This is a genomic window from Bdellovibrio sp. HCB-162 (genome assembly GCF_047344985.1).
Taxonomy (GTDB): domain Bacteria; phylum Bdellovibrionota; class Bdellovibrionia; order Bdellovibrionales; family Bdellovibrionaceae; genus Bdellovibrio.
Genome location: NZ_CP178861.1, coordinates 1,476,509 through 1,496,463, shown reverse-complemented (window position 1 = coordinate 1,496,463; position 19,955 = coordinate 1,476,509). Strand labels below are relative to the sequence as shown.

Below are 19,955 nucleotides of genomic sequence, written 5' to 3'. Positions count from 1 at the left end.
ACAGAGGAGAGGGAAAATGAAAAAAACCGTCAGCATAGGAATTGCTTCATTGATGACAGCCCAGTTAGTGGGCCCCGCAGCGAATGCACAGTTTGAGGACTTTCCACCTCCTCCTCCACCACCGGATTTTGGCGATTCTGGCGGCGGACTTCCAAATCCGAGCGATTCATTCTCTTCAGGTCCTTCAGCAACGCCTGGTTCTAACAGTGGCTCGAATCACAAAGGCGCTGCTGGTGGCAATGAAGTCATGAACAAAAGTGCGAAAGAGAAATTTGCTAAAGCTCCGATTGAAGATATCAATAGCAAAAACTTTCCTGAGACGATTGAGTCTTTCGACTTTCCGAACGTGGAAATCACAGACATCATCAAAGCGATCAGTGAATTGACAGGAAAAAACTTTATCATTGATCCAGGTGTGCGCGGAAAGATCACAATCATCGCACCATCTAAAATCACTGTTGCGGAAGCTTATAAAGCTTTCCTTTCTGCCCTTGCGATCAACGGTTTCACCGTAGTTCCTTCAGGCAGCTTCTTAAAAGTGAAGTCGGCAAGAAATGCTCAACGCGACAACATTGAAACATTCTCTGGCGCTTACTATCCAAACTCGGATCAAATGATCACTCGTATCATTCACTTGAAGCACATTTCAGCAGCGCAAGTGAACAGAGATCTTCGTATTCTTCCGTCTAAAGATGGTGAAATGAATATCTATGAGCCAACGAACTCGATCATCATCTCTGACTACGGCTCTAACATTGACCGCGTGATGAAAATCATCAGCCAGTTGGACGTCCCGGGATTTGAAGAACAACTTGAAGTTATTCCTATTAAGTACGCAAAGGCCAAAGATCTTGCGGACCTCGTTGACAAGATTGTTAACAAAGGAAATAAAACTCAAGGTGGCGCGCCAGGAACTTTCACAGCGGGTGTTCCGCGCTTCTCTCGTTCCGCGGGAGCGACGTCGCAACAGGGTGCAAGCTTCTTTATGGCCATCCCCGATGACAGAACAAACTCTATCATCGTAGTCGGAAATAAATCCGGTATCGTTCGTGTTAAAAAATTGATCTCTCAACTTGATTTCAAAATCCGCGCAGAAGAATCTGGCGGCGTTTATGTTTATCACGTGAAAAATGGCGATGCTGAAAAATTGGCACAAACTCTTCAAGGTGTGACGAAAGATGCTTCTCCAAAACCGCAAACAGGCGGTAGCATTCTTTCCCCTATCGGCGTTGGTGGTCAAATGCAGGCTCCGCAAGAGATCTTCGGTGGCGATGTTAAGATTGTCGGCGATAAAACGACAAACAGCTTGATCATCACGGCCAGCAAACAAGATTACGAAGTGGTTTTGAATCTTTTAAATAAAATCGACACTCCTCGCGATCAGGTTTTTGTTGAGGCGATCATCATGGAGATGAGTGCCAACGACGGAACTTCTTGGGGTATTGGTTACTATAAATACGGCGACTCTGGTTACGGCAAAGTGGGTTTCAATGGTATTGATAACCTGAATACACTCTTGAGTCCGACGGGTGGTAACGGGGCCGTGATTGGTTTTGGTGAAGGTAAAGTTGTTGAGGTCACAGATCCTGTGAGCAAAACAAGCTTGAAGATTCCAAACCTTTTGGGCTTTATTAACTTCTTAAAGACAGCGAAAAAAGCCAACATCCTCTCCACTCCTCAGATCATGACTTTGGACAATCAAGAGGGTGAAATTGAGGTCGGTGATAAAGTCGTCGTGGGTTCGAATGCGACAAGCAGCGGAACAAGCGGTACGACAGTCACAACACCTGTGTTTGAAGATGCAACGATCAAATTGAATTTGAAACCGTTCATCAGCCCAACGACAAATGCGATTCGTATGGAAATCAAACAACAGGTTTCTCAGCTTTCAACAGCAAGTACGCCAAAAGCGTTCCAAGACTCGACTCAGCCTTTGGCGAAACGTTCGATCAAAACTGTGATCAACGTGAACAACGGCGATACAGCGATTCTGGGTGGTTTGATGAGAGAACAAGACATCGAATCTGTGACGAAAGTTCCACTTCTCGGCGATATTCCTATTTTGGGTTGGTTGTTTAAGTCCCGCACGATTGTGAAGGACAAAACAAACATGGTGGTGTTCTTAACTCCGAAAATTGTGAGAAACTCTGCCGATACGAACCAAATCGTGTCTAAAAAGCTGGACGAGCGTCTTGATTTCATCAAATCTCAGGGCGGCGTGGATCCTTATGGTAAAAAGATGGATGAAATTCAACGTCGCGCTCAGGGCACTGCGAGCGATGTTCCAGCCCCTGCTATTGAAGAGGAATAATAAGAATGGCCTCCGTGGATATTCAAACGATCTTAACTAAAGCAACATCCCTGACACAGGACCAAGTGCGTTCTGTGTTAGCCAATCCTTCCGTGGTGAGACCCGTCACGGTCGGAGAAGCTTTAGCCGCAAAAGAATTTTCCACGGCGGATGAAGTCGTCGCCGATCTCTGCAAAGAATTGGGACTGGATTTTATTCGCGACATCCCTGTCAGCGATATCGCCGTCGACTTGATCCGAGACATTCCTATTAACTACGCCAAACAACACAACGTCCTCCCCTACAAGGAAGACTCAGACACTTTGATTGCTTTGACGAGCAACCCTGTGAATCTAAAAGCGTTGGATGATTTGAAAGTTCTATTCGGAAAACGCGTGCGCCCTTTGATTACGACAACAAGCCGCGTGCAAGATGCGATCAATAAAGTTTACGAAAAAAGCACAGCGAATCTTTCAGGCCTTGATGAAATCGAAGACGAAGATTACGACTTAGACGATCCGATCGTAGATCTTCTTGAAGCTGGCGAAGATGATGCGCCGGTGATCAAGATGGTGAACAGCCTTCTCTTTCGTGCCGTCAAAGAAAAAGCGTCTGATATCCATATTGAACCTTATGAAAAAGACATGGTCGTTCGTTTCCGTACGGACGGTATTTTGTTCGACGTCTTTAAACCACCTAAGAAGCTGCAAAACGCGATCACGTCCCGTATCAAAGTTATGGCGAACTTAAACATCGCCGAAAAACGCTTGCCCCAAGATGGTCGTATTCCTTTGAAAGTCGGCGGTAAAGATATCGATATCCGTCTTTCTACGGTGCCGACGGCTCACGGTGAACGTCTGGTGATGCGTATTCAAGATAGATCGAGCATCGTTTTGGAGTTGCAACAGTTGGGTTTCTCGACTGAAAACTTAGAACGCCTGGATGATCTTCTGGCGCGCAGTTACGGAATCTTCCTTGTGACGGGTCCAACAGGTTCTGGTAAGTCCACGACTCTGTACGGAGCCCTTTCAAAATTGAACAAACCTGACGTAAATATTCTGACAGTGGAAGATCCGGTGGAGCAACGTATCCATGGGATTGGACAAGTGCAAGTGAACTCAAAAATTGGTTTAACATTTGCGGCGGGATTAAGATCGTTCCTTCGTCAAGACCCTGACATTATCATGGTCGGTGAGGTTCGTGACTTGGAAACTGCCGAACTTGCGATTCAAGCGTCCCTCACAGGTCACTTGGTTCTTTCAACTCTGCATACGAATGACTCGGCCGGTGCCTTCCCGCGTTTGATTGACTTCGGCGTGGAACCGTTCTTGATTGCCACGTCCATTCAAGGTGTCGTGGCTCAACGTCTTGTGCGCGTTCTCTGCCCTCACTGCAAAGCTCCTTATGAACCTTCTGATTTTGAATTGCAATTGATCGGTGTTAGCAAAGAAGAAGCGAAGAACTCGCACATCTGCCGCGCGATGGGTTGCAATCACTGTGGGCAAAAAGGTTATTCGGGTCGTACGACGATCAGTGAACTTTTGGTTGTGACAGATGACATCCGCTCTTTGATCATGCAAAGAAAAGATGGTAACTCTATCAAGAGACAAGCTGTGCAAAACGGAATGAAAACATTCCGAGATCACGGTATCGCCAAAGTGCTTGCGGGCATTACGACGATTGAAGAACTGACTTCGAATACACAGTTAGACATCTAGGAAAACGAACATGCCTATTTTTGAGTACAAGGGCCTCACACGAGACGGAAAAAACGTAAAAGGAGTCATCGACTCTGAGAATTTGCGTGCGGCTCGCGCTAAACTCAAAAAAGACAATGTCTATGTCGTTGATATTCGCGATAAGAAAAAAGTGGACCCTAAGAAGAAAAGCGGTCCCCGTTCCACGAAAAAAATCGGCGTTAAAGAATTAGCCTTGATGACTCGTCAGTTGGCGACCTTGATCAAAGCTAATATTCCTTTGGTCGATGCTTTGACGGCAGTCTCGGAACAAGTTGAAAACCCTGTTTTATCTGAGGCAATTGCGGACTGTAAGAATATGGTGAATGAGGGTTCTCCCCTTCATAAGGCATTGGCGAAATATCCAAACATCTTCACGAATATTTATATTTCGATGGTGGAAGCCGGTGAAATGTCAGGAAGTCTGGATGTCATCTTAATGCGTCTTGCGGAATTTACCGAAGCGCAAGCAGATCTTCGTGCGAAAGTTTCCAGTGCCATGACTTATCCTATTATCATGCTTGTCGTGACCATGGGTCTTTTAAGTTTCCTTTTCATTTTCTTGATTCCAAAAATGGTTGTGGTCTTTGAATCTGCACCGAACTTGCAGCTTCCTTGGTACACGGTCATGTTGATTGATGCCAGCCAGTTTATGGTGAATTACTGGTATTTGATTTTTGGAAGTATTTTTATCGTCATCTTGCTTTTCAGAAACTGGAAGAATACTCCTGCGGGACGCAACCAGTGGGATGCGATTTCACTCAAACTCCCTATTGTTGGCCCCACTGTTCGCATGGTCGCGGTTTCTCGCTTTACTCGTACATTGGCGACATTGCTGAATGGTGGTGTTCCGATGCTTGCAGCTATGGACATCGTCAAAAACATCGTTAACAACCACGTTTTAGCGATGGCGATTGATGAAGCACGCAGCAATATCTCTGAAGGGGAATCTATTGCGGGTCCTTTAAAAAAATCCGGTCAGTTCCCGCCGATCGTTATTCACATGGTGAACATTGGTGAAAAAACCGGTGAACTTGAGAACATGCTTTCACAAGTTTCTGACGCCTATGATTTTCAGGTTAAAAATAAGCTGGAAAGTCTCACAAGTCTGATGGGCCCCGTCGTTATCGTTCTGATGGGTTTCGCAATTGGTATGATCGTGATGGCCGTGATGGTACCGATGTTCGAAATGGCAAACATTGCGGGCTAGCGCGCGCCCGCGCACTTAAAGCAATTCATCAACAAATCCCTCTAACCCGCCCAAGGTCGAAGAGTAAATAATTTGAGTTCTCAAGTTGAACGCGTTTCATAGAAACATTCGACCGATGCTTTACCTGAGTACTGGCTTCTGCTATTCTCAACATCTGTTAACAAGGAGTATGTATGTCTCTTCTTAAGAATCGCAAAGGTATGACCCTGATTGAAATCATGATCGTCCTTGCTATCATCGGTAGTATCGTTGCCCTCCTCTTGCCAAGTCTGACTGGTCAATTGGATAAATCCAAAGTCAAAGAAACTCGCATTAAAATGACTCAAATCGTTCAAGCGCTTTCTATGTACTACACAGATTGCGGTAAATATCCTCAAACTTTGGAAGGTCTTGCGAAGCCAGATCCAAACTGCTCAAACTGGGGCCCTGAACCTTACTACACTAAAGGTTTCAAAGACCAATTCGGTCACGATTTTGTGTACGAACTTGAAGGCAGTGAATTCTCTTTGAAGTCTTTGGGTAAAGACGGTCGCGAAGGTGGCGACGGTTACTCTAAAGATATCTCTCTAGAAGATCTAGATAGCGGCAAGTAGGAGCGTGATGTCTCGTAAGGGATTTACTCTTATTGAGGTGATGATCGTTCTCGCAATTCTGGGGGCCGTTCTTCTTGTGGGAATGCCCCGTATTTTTAAATCAAATACGAATATCAAATCTGTTGCTAGGCACTTTATCGTGCTTAGCAAGGATGTCCGAAACAAAGCCCGTCTTACAAACTCCACTTACCGCCTTGTGATCGATTTGGATTCCCAAGACGGACAATACTGGGTGGAAAGGGCCAACGGACCGCAACCCGTCGATCCTGAGGCTTACGAAAAAGCGAAAGAAAAAGAATCAGAAAAAAAAGAAGATGCGCCACCGCCTCTTTTTCAAATCGATAAATCTATCACAAAAAAAGAACAGACTTTGCCTGGTGGACTTCGTTTTGGTTCGGTGGAAACCGCCAATATGAAAGCTCCTTTAACTTCAGGTATTGCCTACGTCCATTTTTTCCCAGAAGGCTTTGTTGAAGCCGCTGCTGTGCAAATCACGAACGGAAATAATTTAACTTGGACGCTTGTTTTTAATCCTTTAACGGGTCAAGCTGATATAATAGAAAAAGCTTCTTCGTTAAAGGATGTTCAAAGGTGAAAAAAAACGGATTCACATTGATCGAGACCATCATGGCAGTGGTCATCCTTGCTTCGGGACTTCTACTTTTGTCGAACTCCTGGAGCGGAAGCTTTATGCGCCTCCGTAAGACGCAACTCTCCACGGAAGTCTCTGCCCTCTTAGAAAGAAAAATGGTGGAGATCGAAATGGAATACGCCGGCAAACCTCTTGATTCAATTCCTGAAGAAAAAGAAGACGACTTCGGTTCCGAGTATCCTCAATATTCTTGGAAAATGGAAACCAAAGAATTTGAAGTTCCCGATTTTTCCGCGACCCTCACCGCACAATCTGGCGGCGCTGATGAAATGACTTTAACCGTGATGAAAACTTTGGCGGAGCATTTAGGAAAATCCGTCAAAGAAGTCAAAGTGAGCGTGATCTATAAAGGCGGTAAAAAACCTTTGCAGTTCTCTGCCACTCAATATTTTGTCGACTACGATAAAGAGATTCAACTTCCAGCGATGCCGGGGGCGCAATAGTGAAACGAAATCGCCTTGGCTTTACTATGATTGAACTGATGATCACGATCTCAATTTTGGGAACGTTGACGGTTCTGACGGCGCAAGCCATCAGTCAGGCGATCAAAGCCAAAGTTAAGTTGCAAGACCAAATCGACGATGTGTCTCGCATGAGAGATGCCATGCGCCTTATCGAGCGTGATATTAATTTAGCTTATCACTATCGCGATATTGAAAAAGAGTTGGAGCAAATTCTTAAAAAGAAAAATGCTCCTCCAACTCAACCAGGGCAACCACCAGCGGGACCAATTCCTGAAAACCCTAACGATCCTGCAAATCGCCGAGAAGTTCCGCGCAGAGATCCTGAAACACACTTTGTTGGTGCAAGTGATACTCTAAGCTTTGTGACAATGAACAACGCACGCACCGTACGCAATGTTCAACAAGCTGATTTTATCGAAGTGGGATACTCACTGAAAGATTGTAAAAACCTGCGCGACGATAAAGCGTCGTCAAAATGCTTGTGGCGCAGAAGCTCCCCTTACGTCGATTTAGATGTTACAAAAGGCGGAGACGAAATCGTTCTTCTAGAAAATGTCTCGGAATTTAAACTTCGCTACCGTGGTAAAGGAAAACAAGACTGGGTCGGCGACTGGCGCACAGACGCTGGTGGCGATGGCGCCACAAAAGGAAAATTCCCACAGGCCGTAGAAGTTTCTTTGACAGTAGAAAAGAAAGTAAAAGACAGAAGCAAAAAATATTCAATGCAAGTGATCGTCCCGATCCACTTCCCTAACAATCCTGAGGAGGGTGCAAATGCGCAAAATCAAAGCTCTTGGCCGCAAACTCCACCAGCCGATCAGTAATAATCGCGGAGTGGCCCTCATGATCGCGATCGCAGCGATCATGCTTATCATGTATTTCGCGATGGAAGTTTCTTACGATTCCAATGTTGAGTACCTAGTAAACTCGCAAGGTCTTAATCGTGTGAAAGCGTACTACGCTGCAAAATCTGGAATGCAGTTAAGCCTTCTGCGCATTAAAATCTATCAACAAGCTCAAGACAAATTCGGTGCACAATTGGGTAACAGCCCTTTGCTAGATCAAATTTGGAAGTTCCCCTTTGCATGGCCTTTGCCAATTCCAGATGAACTCAGTGCCGTTGATAAAGATAATTTCAAAAAAATCTTTAAAGAATCCTCCATGGATGCAAGCTACATTGCAACGATCGAAGACGAAGGCTCAAAAATTGATTTAAACGACCTCAACTCCCCGTCAAAATCTTTGCAAGAGTCGACAAAAAAACAATTGCTCAATATTTTTGAACAGAAAAAACAAGAAGACGAACAATTCGCCAGAGACTACAGCAACACCCGCTTCGACGAATTGGTCAACAACATCGCTGATTGGATGACTCCAAAAGCAACGTCTCTGAACGGCGGCGACAAAAGAGCCAAATACGGTGAACTGAATCAACTGTCACAAACTGATTACTATCCACCCAATCGCGGTTTTAGGACACTAGCCGAGTTGCACATGATTCCAGGAATGACAGATGACTTCTACAACTTGCTAGAACCCAGAGTCACCATCTACGGAATGAAGGGAATCAATCCCAATCTAGCAACCAAAGACGTCCTAAAATCCTTAGACCCAGGAATGACCGAAGAAGCCGTCACAGCCATCATCAAAAGAAGAGAAACCGAATCCGAAGGCGGCCCTTTTAAATGCGACAAAGACGGCGGCAGCGCCGACTTCTGGAACTTCGTTCAACAAAACACAAGAGTGCGCCTGATGGGAGATCCCAAAGACATTCCATTAACCTGCGACACTGTCATGAATTTCAAAATCAAAAGCACGGGAGAATTCGCTGGCGCCACGAGGGAAATTACAGCGATTGTGATGGATTTGAATAAATCCGCCTCGAAAACCAAAAAGTTCGTCGATGACGAAAAGAAAGCCCAAACTGGTGGCAACGGAAATGGAAACGGCGGTTCTGGCGGCAACACAGATCAAAACCAAAAAAACCAACAAGCCCAAAAAGACAAAATCCCTAAAGGCCCACCAAGAATTGTCTATTGGAATGAGCGCTAGACTTTGGTTTAGCTTACTAACTCATTTTTCATTCAGCAGAAACAGTTTTGCGATCTTCCACCATCCATGAGTCCGCTGTTTCCCGGCCATCGTGGCTGGGAAAGAAAAGTGTTTTTCATTCTTCTTCTTCAAAGCTTTCGCAGAAGGCCCCACGCTGAGGTCTTTTACCGATTGGCTGGTAAGTATAGTTTAAATTACCGCCCTTCGGTGGCGCCACGACGGCGCGAACCGAGGCGCAGCCTCGGCACCGACCGAGCCCGGAAGGCGTAGCGGTAATTTAAACTATACTTACCAGCCAACGTCGCGTAAACTTTAGACTAAAAGCGTGTTCATGGAGGAGCATAGCGGTGAAATCACTCGGCATAGACATAGGTTCTAGCAGCATCAAGATTGTCGAAGTGCAAAACACTTCGAAGGGTTTTCAAGTGACTCAATTCGTTGAGCATCCGCTCAACATCGCATTGGGTGCTGACCAAGAACTTGAAATCATTGAATTCCTCCGCAGTTTCATCAGTCATTACGATCCCAATCAAACACGTTTTATCATGGGTCTTCGTCAAGACCGTGTGGCCATTCGAAATAAGTTCTTCCCTTTCAATGATCGCATTAAAATTTCTAAGAGCTTGGCTTTTGAATTGGAAGAAGACATTCCGTTTTCTTCTGACAATGCGATCTTTGATGCGAAAATCATTCGCACTGTGGGTGGCGGCGCTGAAGTCTTAGCTTGTGCGGCCCCGAAAGTTCACGTGCAAAACTGCATTCAAAGAGCTCAAGATGCAGGTATCGATCCCTTTTTGATTTCTGCTGAAGGCACTGCCTTTGCCAACGTTTTTGAAAAGTGGAACGAAGCTCCCCCTGCTCAACTTCCTCCAGCCATTCCGATTGACGAAGAGGCCAAACCTGTTCGTCACGTGCAATTGGTTTTAAACATGGGTCACACGCGCACGTTGGTGAGTGCTTTTGAAGGAAACTCTTTGATCGCGGTGCGCTCTGTTTTGTGGGGCGGAAAAAATATCGCCGAAGCAATTTCTAAAAAATATGAAATCCCGTTTTTAGAAGCGATGAAAGAGCTGCAAACAAAAGCCTTTATTTTGATAAATAAACAAGGGGCTACGTTTGACCAAGTGACTTTCTCGGACACGATTGCCAAAAGTGTTCGTGAGATGGCTCGTGATCTTCAGCTTTCTATTTTGGAACTGAAAAGTGAATTCAATGCGCAGATTGACATGATCAATCTGAATGGCGGTGTTTCACAAATTCAAAACTTGGGTCCTTTCTTGACTCAGATTTTGGAAGTTCCCGTAAACCGCGCTTCTTCCTTGGATTTGGTTCCGAATGTTCTTTTTGAACGTTCCGTGCAAAATGGCGCTAAAGCCGGTGTGGCATTAGGTCTTGCGATTGAAGGCTTTAAAAAGCCGCGCAATCCTCCGATCAATTTCCTTCGTGGTGAGTTTGCAAAAGAAAATCACCAGATGAAAATGTTCTGGGAAAAATGGGGCCACACTTTCAAGATCGCGACAGCGGCTCTTCTTGTTCTTTTCGTTTACACATCTCTGCGCGAAAGCTTTTCTTTAAGCCTTGCGGATCGCACTCAGGAAGTTTTGAAAGACCAGGCGAAAGCCGTTGCGGGTCTTAAAGGCAAAAACGCTTCTGAAAGTGGTATTCGCAAATACATTCGTGAAAACAAAAAGCGCGCAGCCGATCTGAAAACATTGGCGAGTGTTGCAACAATGAACTCCGCTCTGGATATCGTGAAAAAAATCAACGACGCGACTCCTCCGAAAAATTCGGTGACTTTGGATGTGCATCAACTGCAAGTCGAAGACACGCAAGTGACAATGCAAGGATATGTTAGCTCTCCGCAAGAGATGTCACTCTTGCAACAGTCTCTCACGAATATCACAACCGATGGCCAAGTGAAGACGCAAAGATCCACATTGGGAGCTCTTCCTGGAAAAACAGCTTTCTCTTTCAGCTTTAACGTCGATCGCGGTATCCAAAAGGTGACAAGATGAATTTAGATGATTTAAAAGACAAATTAGTTTCTGATGCCCGCGTCACTTGGGAACGTATTCAAGAAAGCGGTACTTACAATCAGCTGCGCGACCGCTATGAAAACATGTCACCCTCCATGCAGAAGGTCACGCTGGTGGGCGGGGCTGCTTTGATTGCTTTTGTGATTCTTTCGATTCCCTACCGTTACTATTCACAATCTCAAGAATACGTAGGAGAATTTGAAGGAAAGCGCATGACAATTCGCGAGCTTCTTAAAGTCAGCCGCGAATCTTCAGACATTCCGCAAATCCCGCAAGCCCCGAGCATGGACATGATTCGTTCCAGCGTTGAAAATCAGATTAAAAACGCGAATCTTTTGCCGGAACAAATCAAGGGAACGGAAGTCGCTGATAACAACTCCAAAGTGATTCCTAAAAATCTGACAGAAGGACTTTTGCAAGTGAGCCTTGCAAAGCTCAATCTGCGTCAGGTTTTGGATTTGGGTTATCAATTTCAAACGATCAATCCCAGTGTGAAATTAAAAGACATGGTGATGACAGCCAATCGTGAAGATGCTCGTTACTTTGATGTCGTTTACAAATTGGTGGCTCTCGCTGTTCCGGCAGCTCCGGAACCTCCTCCAGAAGTTCCTGCTCCCCGCGGGAAAAAGAATCGTAACAATTCTGGAGGCGAATAAAAATGGAACAATTGCGCTCGCTGATTCAGCTTATTCGTCAAGGCAAAGGCAAGATCTTCGTGATGGTTGTTTCCGTCTTGGTTTTCTTATTCGTTCTTTTTCCATTTGATGATTTAAGTGATTTGATTTCTTCCCAAGTGTCCAAGCTTTCAAACAACTCAGTTTATTTGCAGTTTGAAAGATTGAAGATGAGCTTGTTCCCGCAGCCCGGCGTACAAATGGATCAAGTGTATATTGAATCCATTCGCACCCCTGCTCTTTCAGCGCAGGAACTTGTGATTACTCCGTCTGTGTCAGGCCTTATTGCGCAAAAACCCTATGGTCATGTCTCTGCGAAGGGTCTTTTAAAAGGCGACGTGGATCTTCACGTGGGCAAAGGCACACGCACTGAGAATGGCGTTGAAAGACATCGCATTGAACTCACAGCGAAGAAAGTTTCTTTGCATGATTTGCGTGAGCTTGCGAATTTGCCTGTTTTGTTAAAAGGTCAGTTGAATTTGGAAACGACAGCGCTAGCCGATCTTTCATTTCAGGAACAACCTGAAGTGGAAGTCGACATGTCGATCAGTAAATTCGAATTGCCTCCGTCGAATGTCAACACACCGATGGGTCCTTTGACATTGCCGGATTTAAAGTTGAGTACGGTGGAATTGAAAGGCCGTTTGGCAGCCGGCCGTTTTGTGATTGAAAGTGGAACCATTGGAAAACCGGGCGATGAGCTTTATGGTACGATCAAAGGCAACATTGGTCTTACGATCGTCAACCGTGGCGGTTCTTTTGGTCAGCAGATTGGCGCTTATAACTTTGAGATCGATTTGAAAGCTCGTAAGAGCTTCCAAGATCGCGCGGCTTTATTCCTCTCCTTTATTGATGGCTATAAAACACCCACCAGTGAAGGCGCTCAGTATAAGTTCAAAGTTTCAGCAACAAATCCTATGATGCCGCCGAGCATCGGGGCTGCGCGTTAGTCCGGTTTTAGTCTCCCCTATGGAACCCCTTCTAATTTAAACTGAGAAGGGGTCTGCCTAAATATTGCTCATCCCATTCCACAATAAAAATGCGGTCTGAAGTCCATTATTGACTTCGATCATAAAGAGAACAAAAACCAAATGGTTTAATTTGGAGGGAATATGTCAGGTGTAAATAAAGTCATTCTAGTAGGTCGTTTGGGCGCTGATCCAGAAGTGAAAGCTATCGGTAGCGGCAGCACTGTAGCTCGTCTTAACATCGCAACAAGCGAAACTTGGGTTAAAGACGGTCAACGCCAAGAAAAAACAGAATGGCACCGTGTAACTGTGTGGGGCAAACTTGCAGAGATCTGCGGTAAGCACCTTGCAAAAGGTCGTCAAGTTTACGTTGAAGGTAAACTTCAAACACGTCAGTGGGAAGACCAACAAGGTCAAAAACGCTACACGACTGAAATCGTAGCAAGCACAGTTCAATTCTTGGGTGCCGCTGGTGCAGAAGCTGGTTCAAGCCGTTCTTCATCTGCAGGTAACGACGACTTCAACTTCCAAGATTTCGGTCCAGAACCTAGCTTCAACTCTAACGATGAGATCCCGTTTTAGACTGAACTCTCGTCATTAAGTTCGACAAAAAATACAGCTTTATCCATAAGGAACAAAGCCGTGCTTAAGCCCCGATTTAACCCATCGGGGCTTTTTATTTATTCTTATTTAGTCCAGCCTCTTCTATAATTAAAGGGCTATGAAGTGGTTATTGCTCTCCACAGTTTCAGTCCTTTTTTTAAGTGGTTGCACCGTCTACCGCTCGGAAGGTCGTAAGCAATTTGAATCCGAAGCTCCTGGCAAGATCTCTGCCGCTGCGACCGCATTTCAACTTAAAAGCTGCAAAAAAGAAGGCCGCCTCGAGACCTGGTTCAATGAAGAATTCCCTTCTCACACCTATGAACTTGTTGTTTCAGAACCAGATTTAGAAGTTTGGCGCACTCACCGTAATCAACGTGTTGAGGTAAAGGCTTTGCAAAAAACAGAGACTGCAACTCAAGCTTGCGTCTATGAATTTGCCAATGACATGGTTTGGAATCTTTATAAGGACCAATTCATTCGAGAACTTGAAAACAACATGATGACTCTTGAATAGGAAAAACAAGTGATCTTGAGAACTCACATCTTCGTTGCCTGCCTCTTTATGTTTTGGACTTCTGCTGCTTACTCAGCTTCTGTTTCTGCCGTTAAAGGACAAAAAGTTCTGATCAATCTTGAAGGCGACACCACTTCCGAAGGTGACGAATTTTATTTGCTCAATCCTGCGAACAATAAAAAAACGGCGATCATTCGTATCAAACAAGTCAAAGGTTCCAAAGCTCTGGGAGAAATCCTTAAAGGACGCGCAGCTCAAGGTTATGCTCTGCAAGCCAAAGCCGCTTCGAAAATGAGCGCCGATGTTCCAGCGAGCGAAACTTCGGAAGAAGAGTCGGCACCCGTTTCTCGCAATGACATGAGTTATTTGCGCGTGGTGAAAGATTCTTACGGGATTACCGGCAGTTACATCATGAATTCCATGAACGCGGACGTGAGCTACAAAGATGGCTTTGGCATCAGCCATAAAACTTCAACCAGTATGAGTGGCTCTGGCTTTGGCGTGGGTGGTTTTTATGACTACGCTTTTGGACAAGCTTTAGTGGGACGAGGTTCTGCTGCCATTGAACAATTCAATGTTTCAGGAAACGCCTCAGAGGCGGCCTGCTCGGGCTCAACAAGCTGTGACGCAAAAATCAACTACCTGTCATTGTATGGACTTCTTAAGTGGTATCCGATCCAGGGAAAATATCGTGGATGGGTCGGTGGAGGCATGGGATACATGCTCGCCGTTTCTAAATCTAGCACAGCATTAAACGAATCGCAGATTTCTACCAATCAGGTTTTCACATTTGCTCTTGGCACTGACATTCAAATGAGTCGCAAGAACTACATCCCTGTCAGCATTGAATACAATCTCTTCCCCGCTTCAGACACGGTGAAGGCGAATATGATTTTGATTAAGGGTGGATGGGCTTGGAATCTTTAGGCTGAGGCAACCAAATCACAAATCTGGTTTTCGCAGAGCTTTCATCCAAATAAAATTTCCCATTGTGTGACTGAATAATTCCTTGAGAAATACTTAATCCCAAGCCGACGCCTTTTCCAACTTCTTTCGTTGTGAAAAAAGGTTCCATGATTTTATTGCGCAAGTGATAAGGAACTCCGGGACCGGTGTCGGCCACGCTGAGCTCAACACCCTCACCGCTTCGTTGCGCATCCACTGTGACTTTTTTAAGTTTGGCGGTAGAGACCGCATCCAAAGCGTTGTTGAGAAGATTTAATAAAACCTGCGAGATCTGATACGGACGCCCATAAACAACCAAATTGGGTTCCATGGAGATCACAATCTCAACCCCTTCGGAGCGGAATCTCTCGTGACAAAACGCCATCGTGTCTTCGATCAGTGTTTCCACTTTTACGCTTTCATCACTGCTGAGATCCGACTCACGCGCATAACTGCGTAAGCCACGAATGATTTTTGCAATACGGTGAACCACGTGTTCGATAGAATCGACTTTCTTGTTTAAATCTGTTTCTTCAGCAAGACCCTTTTGCGCTAAGAGTTTTCTTAACACGCCGACGTGCCCCCCAATGATCGCCAAAGGATTATTAATCTCATGCGCAATTCCCGCTGCCATTTCCCCCAGAGAAGCCAAACGCGAAGAGGCTAAGATTTTCAGCTCTTGTTCTTTAAGAACGCGCTCTTTTTCTTTTTGCTGAGTAACGTCCTCTAAAACTTCCAGATATCCCGTCACTTCCCCATTTTCATCACGAATTTCGCTGGTCGAAATCACAACTGAATAGCGCTTCCCTGATTTAGAAATCATCGTCCATTCAGAGGCTTTGTTATATCCCAAGGCAAAAAACGCCTGAAGGTAATCAGCCCCCAAAGTTACGGGACGTCCGAGTTCTTTTTCAATCTTGTCTTGCACATCACGAACTTCATTCGCGTCATGAAAAATAACCGGCGTAGTTTTTCCGGCAACTTCCTCCGAAGAATATTCTAAAATTCTTTCGGCGGTGGCATTCATTTCTCGAATGGTGGTGTTCGTATCCATTGAAATCATCATCAATGGCACCGCATTCATACTGGCTTGTTTGAGTTCAAAAGATTCTTTGGCGATTTTTTCTGAGTCTCGAGAACGATTGTAAAAATTAAGAGCCAAGCCCAACAGGATGGAAACGCTGACGCCAAAGAGCAAAACGACTCCTGGAAGAGCCGAGGTGTTTTCGCGAACTGTCGTCGCCGTGGGCACAAGAATAATATCCCAGCTGGCTCCCAGCGTGGAGTATCTGGTTTCCGTTTTCCAGTCGCGAGCAAAAACCGGATCGGGTGTTCCCTTGCTATAAATTTCTTTCCCGTCTTCAAGAATTGACAGGTCATAACCGTCGACTTGAATAACCCGAGAGAAAAAAGGTTCCGCCATCAAGGCAGCAGAAACAGAGCCATAATATTTTTCATTTTTAAAAACGGGCACGATGAGAATAAAGCCTCGGCCGCCGGTTTTTAATTCAAAAATGCGAGAAAGAATGGCCTGATGTTCCGAGGTGGCTTTTTTAAGATGCTCGCGCAATTCGCGATTATCCACGCCTGTGTTAATAACACGGTCACCCCCATTGGCCATGGGATAAACCCAACGAATGATATCGTTCGGATCCGCCCATACCAGGCGCTTTAATCCATCAAATTCTTCAAAGTAACTTGAAGCATCCACCAGCCACATTTTGTAGTCGTTGTAAGCTCCTGAAGAGAAACGCCGGGACATGTGTTCTAAAGATTTTTCTAAAGGTAAAAAGACGTTATCTAAGCTTGCTTTCAGGCTTTCACCACGAATTTGAATAACGCGCTTGTTGCGCTCCTGATCACGCAGAACCAAAAGCTGCCAAATCAGCATCGAGGTAAGAATTCCCACCATCACCACATAAAACGGAATCAAGGCGCTGCGACGGACTGAGTACTCACGAACTCGCAAACGCAACTGCCACAAGGCCGCCAATGAAAGCAAAATAAAACAGATGCTTGTATGCAAGGCCATACGGGAGAAGCTTCCCCACCCATATTCTGCGCTAAATCCCAGAGCGTATCCGGCAATACCAAAAACAGAAAAGCCGATGACCAAAGTTGATATCGAAACACAAGCCATCTGATAAGAATATCCGGGACGACGAAAGAAAAACAAAAGAGCTAATATCAAAAAACAGCTGGAAGCACTAATGGACATGCGCCCTGGCACCACAACGCCGACCCCGTAAAACGGTTCGATGAAAAGCCTGTCGATGCCAATGTTCACTCCGAAAAAATATTGCGCCAAGGTCAGGACAGAAATAAAAATCACGATGAGCGACATCATTCTAGACACAAACGGTGACTTGAACTCTGAGAATAAAAATCCCACTGCCAATGCAGCAAACGAAAACGCGGTATTAAACACCATTGGCGCCATGGAAGGACTGAGCTGGATGATCTCTGGACTTCTTAAGATCCATCCGATCATGACCGTCATCGCAACACCAAGAACGGCAAAGGCTAAAACGAAATGGGAATTTTTGGAGATCTTAGTGGATGACACGAGTCACACCAATGATACCTTTGATTTTTTGAATCTCATAGATCGCTTGGTTTAATTGGCTCGCATCTTTCACACTGACTTCAAAGTGACAGATGGCTTTTTTATCTTTTGTCGTACGGATTTGTGCAGATTGAATATTAATTCCCTGCTGCGCAAAGGCCTCTGACATTAATTTTAATAATCCCGGAACGTCCTGAGAAATAATTTTCAAACGGACAACGCGCTCTTGGCCTTCGCCCGCTTGTTTCACGTTCCAGTTCACATCGACTTTACGAAGTTGGTCGAATTCAAAAGCCTTACGACAATCGCTACGGTGAATGGTAATACCGCGACCGCGGCTGATAAAGCCAACAATAGGGTCTCCTGGAATCGGATGACAGCATTTTGCATAGTGAACCAAAACGTCATCCATGCCGTCGACACTGATCAACGAATTCGTTTTTCGAGTCTTTTGAGTCGCCGCACGCATGACTCTTTCCATGAAAGAAGTGTCATCGTTTTTCGCAGCTTCTTTAGCGATATTCTCTGGAGTCAATCTTTCAACAAGAATGCGCGTTTCAAGTTTTCCGTAACCGACCGTCACGTACAATTCATCTAAATCCGCAAGACCGTGATCTTTCAGATACTGATCAAACGCCGGTCCTTTAAGATACTTCACCGCCGCCATTCCGAATTTACGGAATTCTTTTTCGACAAGTTCTTTACCCAGAAGAATCGCACGACGGCGTTGCTCTTCTTTGACAAAGGCGCGGATTTTCGCTTTGGCTTTATTCGTTACAACGAACTTGAGCCAATCTTTTGATGGCACTTGTGTTTTCGAAGTGATGACTTCAACAGTATCCCCATTTTGCAGTTGATACTTTAACGGCACCATTTTGCCGTTCACGCGGGCGCCGACAATTTGATTTCCTAATTCCGTATGGACTGCATACGCAAAATCCACAGGCGTTGCGCCCTCTGGAAACTCACGAACGTCCCCTGTCGGAGTGAAAACGTAAATCTCTGTCTCAAAAAGATCGGTCTTTACTGTATCCAAAAACTCATCGGGACTGCGCACTTGCTGGTGCCATGTCACGAGATCACGAAGCCAGTTGGCTTGTTGGAAATCCGAGTCATCGACCATCTTACCACGCTCTTTATACTTCCAGTGAGCCGCGATACCGCGCTCTGCCACCAGATGCATTTCTTGAGTACGGATCTGAATTTCAATGCGCTCCCCGCCTGGGCCCATCACTGTTGTATGCAGTGATTGATAGTTATTGGCCTTCGGCATCGCGATGAAATCTTTGAAGCGGCCAGGAATTGGCTTCCACAACGAGTGCACAAGTCCAAGAACCGCGTAACACTCTGCCACGTTATCTACGAGGACACGGAACGCCAGCACGTCATAGACTTGATCGTACTCGATGTTACGTGATTGCATTTTTCTATAGATCGACCACAAGTGTTTTGAACGGCCGTAGACTTCGTATTTAAAGCCCGCTTTGTTCAGCTCCTTAGAGAGCATGTGTTTGACGTCTTCGATATAACGGTTTTGTTCAGACTCTGTTTTTTTGATGTGCTGAACAAGTTCGTAGTACATGTCCGGGCGATAGTAACGGAAGCACAGGTCTTCAAGTTCAATTTTCAAAGAACTGATACCCATACGTCCCGCAAGAGGACAGTAGATTTCCAAAGTCTCAAGAGCAATGCGCTCTTGTTTTTCAAACGGCATGAAATTCAAAGTGCGCATATTGTGAAGACGGTCCGCCAATTTCACAAGAACGACACGCACGTCTTTACCCATCGCCACGATCATCTTGCGAATATTTTCGCCTTGTTTTTCGTGACTGTTTTTAAATTTCATCTGACCGATTTTTGTAACACCATCTACGAGATGCGCGATCACATCACCGAACTCGCGACGAATATCCTCAAGTGTTGCGGCCGTGTCTTCGACAGTGTCGTGCAAAAGTCCTGTGGCAATCGTATCGAGATCAAGATGAAGATCCGCTAAAATCGCGGCGACAGAAAGTGGATGAGAAATGTAAGGCTCACCACTGCGACGAATTTGTCCTTCGTGAGCTTTCTCAGAAAAGTAGTAGGCCTTCTCGATGATTTTTAAATCAGCATTCGGATAGAAATTGCGAATGCGTGACAGAAGATCATCAAGTGTCTTTACTGGCTTCTGACTGACTCCGCTCTCTTTCAGGACTTCTAACATATTAAATAAGTTTACCTGAGGAGACCACTGAGTCCAACTAAGTTTTCAATAAGGTCTTGGATTTATTAGTTATTTTAAGCGTTTATGGGGAAAGCCGAGGGCTTTTATAAAAGAAGTCACAAGCCCTGCTCTGAAAACAAAAAAGGAGGCTTGTTGGCCTCCTTTTAAGCAATATATTCGATTTAAAGACTATTTATTAAGGTCTTTTTCGATTTGGCGAGTTGCCTCTGCATTTTCCATGGCTTCAGTGTAACCCACGTTACCAATAGCCACTTCACGAAGCGCACTTACGATGTACTTATTGCTACGAGTAGAAACTGTCGCTTCAGCTCCTTTAAGAAGTTGCTTCGCTCTTTTTGCAACCATCAATACAAGAGCAAATCTGTTAGGAACTTTTTCCAAGCAATCTTCAACAGTTACGCGAGCCATTTAGCCTCCAGGCACTTTTT

Annotated in this window: 17 protein-coding genes; 14 read left to right on the top strand and 3 right to left on the bottom strand. The window is 45.1% G+C overall.

Annotated elements, in window-relative coordinates; all coding sequences use genetic code 11:
* Nucleotides 1-16: 16 nt before the first annotated feature.
* The 14 genes from gspD to ACLSSO_RS07220 all read left to right on the top strand — a co-directional run bounded on the left by gspD (nt 17) and on the right by ACLSSO_RS07220 (nt 14,719).
* A complete protein-coding gene (gspD, locus tag ACLSSO_RS07285; RefSeq protein ID WP_295903978.1) occupies nt 17-2,311 on the top strand; it encodes a type II secretion system secretin GspD in 2,295 nt (764 codons plus the stop codon).
* Between the two features lie 5 nt (nt 2,312-2,316).
* A complete protein-coding gene (gene gspE, locus ACLSSO_RS07280; protein WP_413944512.1) occupies nt 2,317-4,008 on the top strand; it encodes a type II secretion system ATPase GspE in 1,692 nt (563 codons plus the stop codon).
* A 10-nt stretch (nt 4,009-4,018) separates the two neighbouring features.
* A complete protein-coding gene (gene gspF, locus ACLSSO_RS07275) occupies nt 4,019-5,236 on the top strand; it encodes a type II secretion system inner membrane protein GspF (protein ID WP_340591120.1) in 1,218 nt (405 codons plus the stop codon).
* A 173-nt stretch (nt 5,237-5,409) separates the two neighbouring features.
* Complete coding sequence (gene gspG, locus ACLSSO_RS07270; RefSeq protein WP_295904269.1) at nt 5,410-5,829, top strand: type II secretion system major pseudopilin GspG; 420 nt, start codon at nt 5,410-5,412, stop codon at nt 5,827-5,829.
* A 7-nt stretch (nt 5,830-5,836) separates the two neighbouring features.
* Nucleotides 5,837-6,424 (top strand): Tfp pilus assembly protein FimT/FimU, encoded by a 588-nt coding sequence (locus ACLSSO_RS07265; RefSeq protein WP_295904273.1) that lies wholly within the window; start codon nt 5,837-5,839, stop codon nt 6,422-6,424.
* Entirely contained in the window at nt 6,421-6,924 is a 504-nt protein-coding gene (locus tag ACLSSO_RS07260) for a type II secretion system protein (protein WP_295904267.1), read from the top strand. The genes ACLSSO_RS07265 and ACLSSO_RS07260 overlap by 4 nt, the downstream gene beginning before the upstream one ends.
* On the top strand, nt 6,924-7,769 hold the full coding sequence (locus ACLSSO_RS07255; RefSeq protein WP_295904265.1) for a type II secretion system protein GspJ: 846 nt from the start codon (nt 6,924-6,926) through the stop codon (nt 7,767-7,769). Before ACLSSO_RS07260 ends, ACLSSO_RS07255 begins: the two co-directional genes overlap by 1 nt.
* Nucleotides 7,720-8,997: a general secretion pathway protein GspK gene (locus ACLSSO_RS07250; RefSeq protein WP_413944511.1), complete on the top strand. Its 1,278-nt coding sequence runs from the start codon at nt 7,720-7,722 to the stop codon at nt 8,995-8,997. The genes ACLSSO_RS07255 and ACLSSO_RS07250 overlap by 50 nt, the downstream gene beginning before the upstream one ends.
* 347 nt (nt 8,998-9,344) lie before the next feature.
* Nucleotides 9,345-11,012: a pilus assembly protein PilM gene (gene pilM / locus ACLSSO_RS07245; RefSeq protein WP_295904261.1), complete on the top strand. Its 1,668-nt coding sequence runs from the start codon at nt 9,345-9,347 to the stop codon at nt 11,010-11,012.
* Nucleotides 11,009-11,689, top strand: a complete 681-nt coding sequence (locus ACLSSO_RS07240; RefSeq protein WP_295904259.1) for a hypothetical protein — start codon at nt 11,009-11,011, stop codon at nt 11,687-11,689. The genes pilM and ACLSSO_RS07240 overlap by 4 nt, the downstream gene beginning before the upstream one ends.
* Nucleotides 11,690-11,691: 2 nt before the next feature.
* Nucleotides 11,692-12,657 carry a type II secretion system protein GspN gene (gene gspN / locus ACLSSO_RS07235; RefSeq protein ID WP_413944510.1) on the top strand — a complete coding sequence of 322 codons (966 nt, stop codon included), beginning with the start codon at nt 11,692-11,694 and terminating at the stop codon, nt 12,655-12,657.
* A gap of 162 nt (nt 12,658-12,819) precedes the next feature.
* Nucleotides 12,820-13,257, top strand: coding sequence for a single-stranded DNA-binding protein (locus ACLSSO_RS07230; protein ID WP_295904256.1), 438 nt, complete (start codon nt 12,820-12,822; stop codon nt 13,255-13,257).
* A 139-nt stretch (nt 13,258-13,396) separates the two neighbouring features.
* Nucleotides 13,397-13,792: a hypothetical protein gene (locus tag ACLSSO_RS07225; RefSeq protein WP_295904255.1), complete on the top strand. Its 396-nt coding sequence runs from the start codon at nt 13,397-13,399 to the stop codon at nt 13,790-13,792.
* 9 nt (nt 13,793-13,801) lie between these two features.
* Nucleotides 13,802-14,719: a hypothetical protein gene (locus tag ACLSSO_RS07220; protein ID WP_295904254.1), complete on the top strand. Its 918-nt coding sequence runs from the start codon at nt 13,802-13,804 to the stop codon at nt 14,717-14,719.
* Here ACLSSO_RS07220 and ACLSSO_RS07215 read toward each other — a convergent pair.
* The 3 genes from ACLSSO_RS07215 to rpoZ all read right to left on the bottom strand — a co-directional run bounded on the left by ACLSSO_RS07215 (nt 14,691) and on the right by rpoZ (nt 19,935).
* Nucleotides 14,691-17,303 carry an ATP-binding protein gene (locus ACLSSO_RS07215; RefSeq protein WP_295904253.1) on the bottom strand — a complete coding sequence of 871 codons (2,613 nt, stop codon included), beginning with the start codon at nt 17,301-17,303 and terminating at the stop codon, nt 14,691-14,693. The two genes, ACLSSO_RS07220 and ACLSSO_RS07215, sit on opposite strands and share 29 nt — an antisense overlap.
* Nucleotides 17,290-19,506 (bottom strand): RelA/SpoT family protein, encoded by a 2,217-nt coding sequence (locus tag ACLSSO_RS07210; protein WP_413944509.1) that lies wholly within the window; start codon nt 19,504-19,506, stop codon nt 17,290-17,292. Before ACLSSO_RS07210 ends, ACLSSO_RS07215 begins: the two co-directional genes overlap by 14 nt.
* A 189-nt stretch (nt 19,507-19,695) precedes the next feature.
* Entirely contained in the window at nt 19,696-19,935 is a 240-nt protein-coding gene (gene rpoZ, locus ACLSSO_RS07205) for a DNA-directed RNA polymerase subunit omega (protein ID WP_295906055.1), read from the bottom strand.
* Between the last annotated feature and the right edge of the window lie 20 nt (nt 19,936-19,955).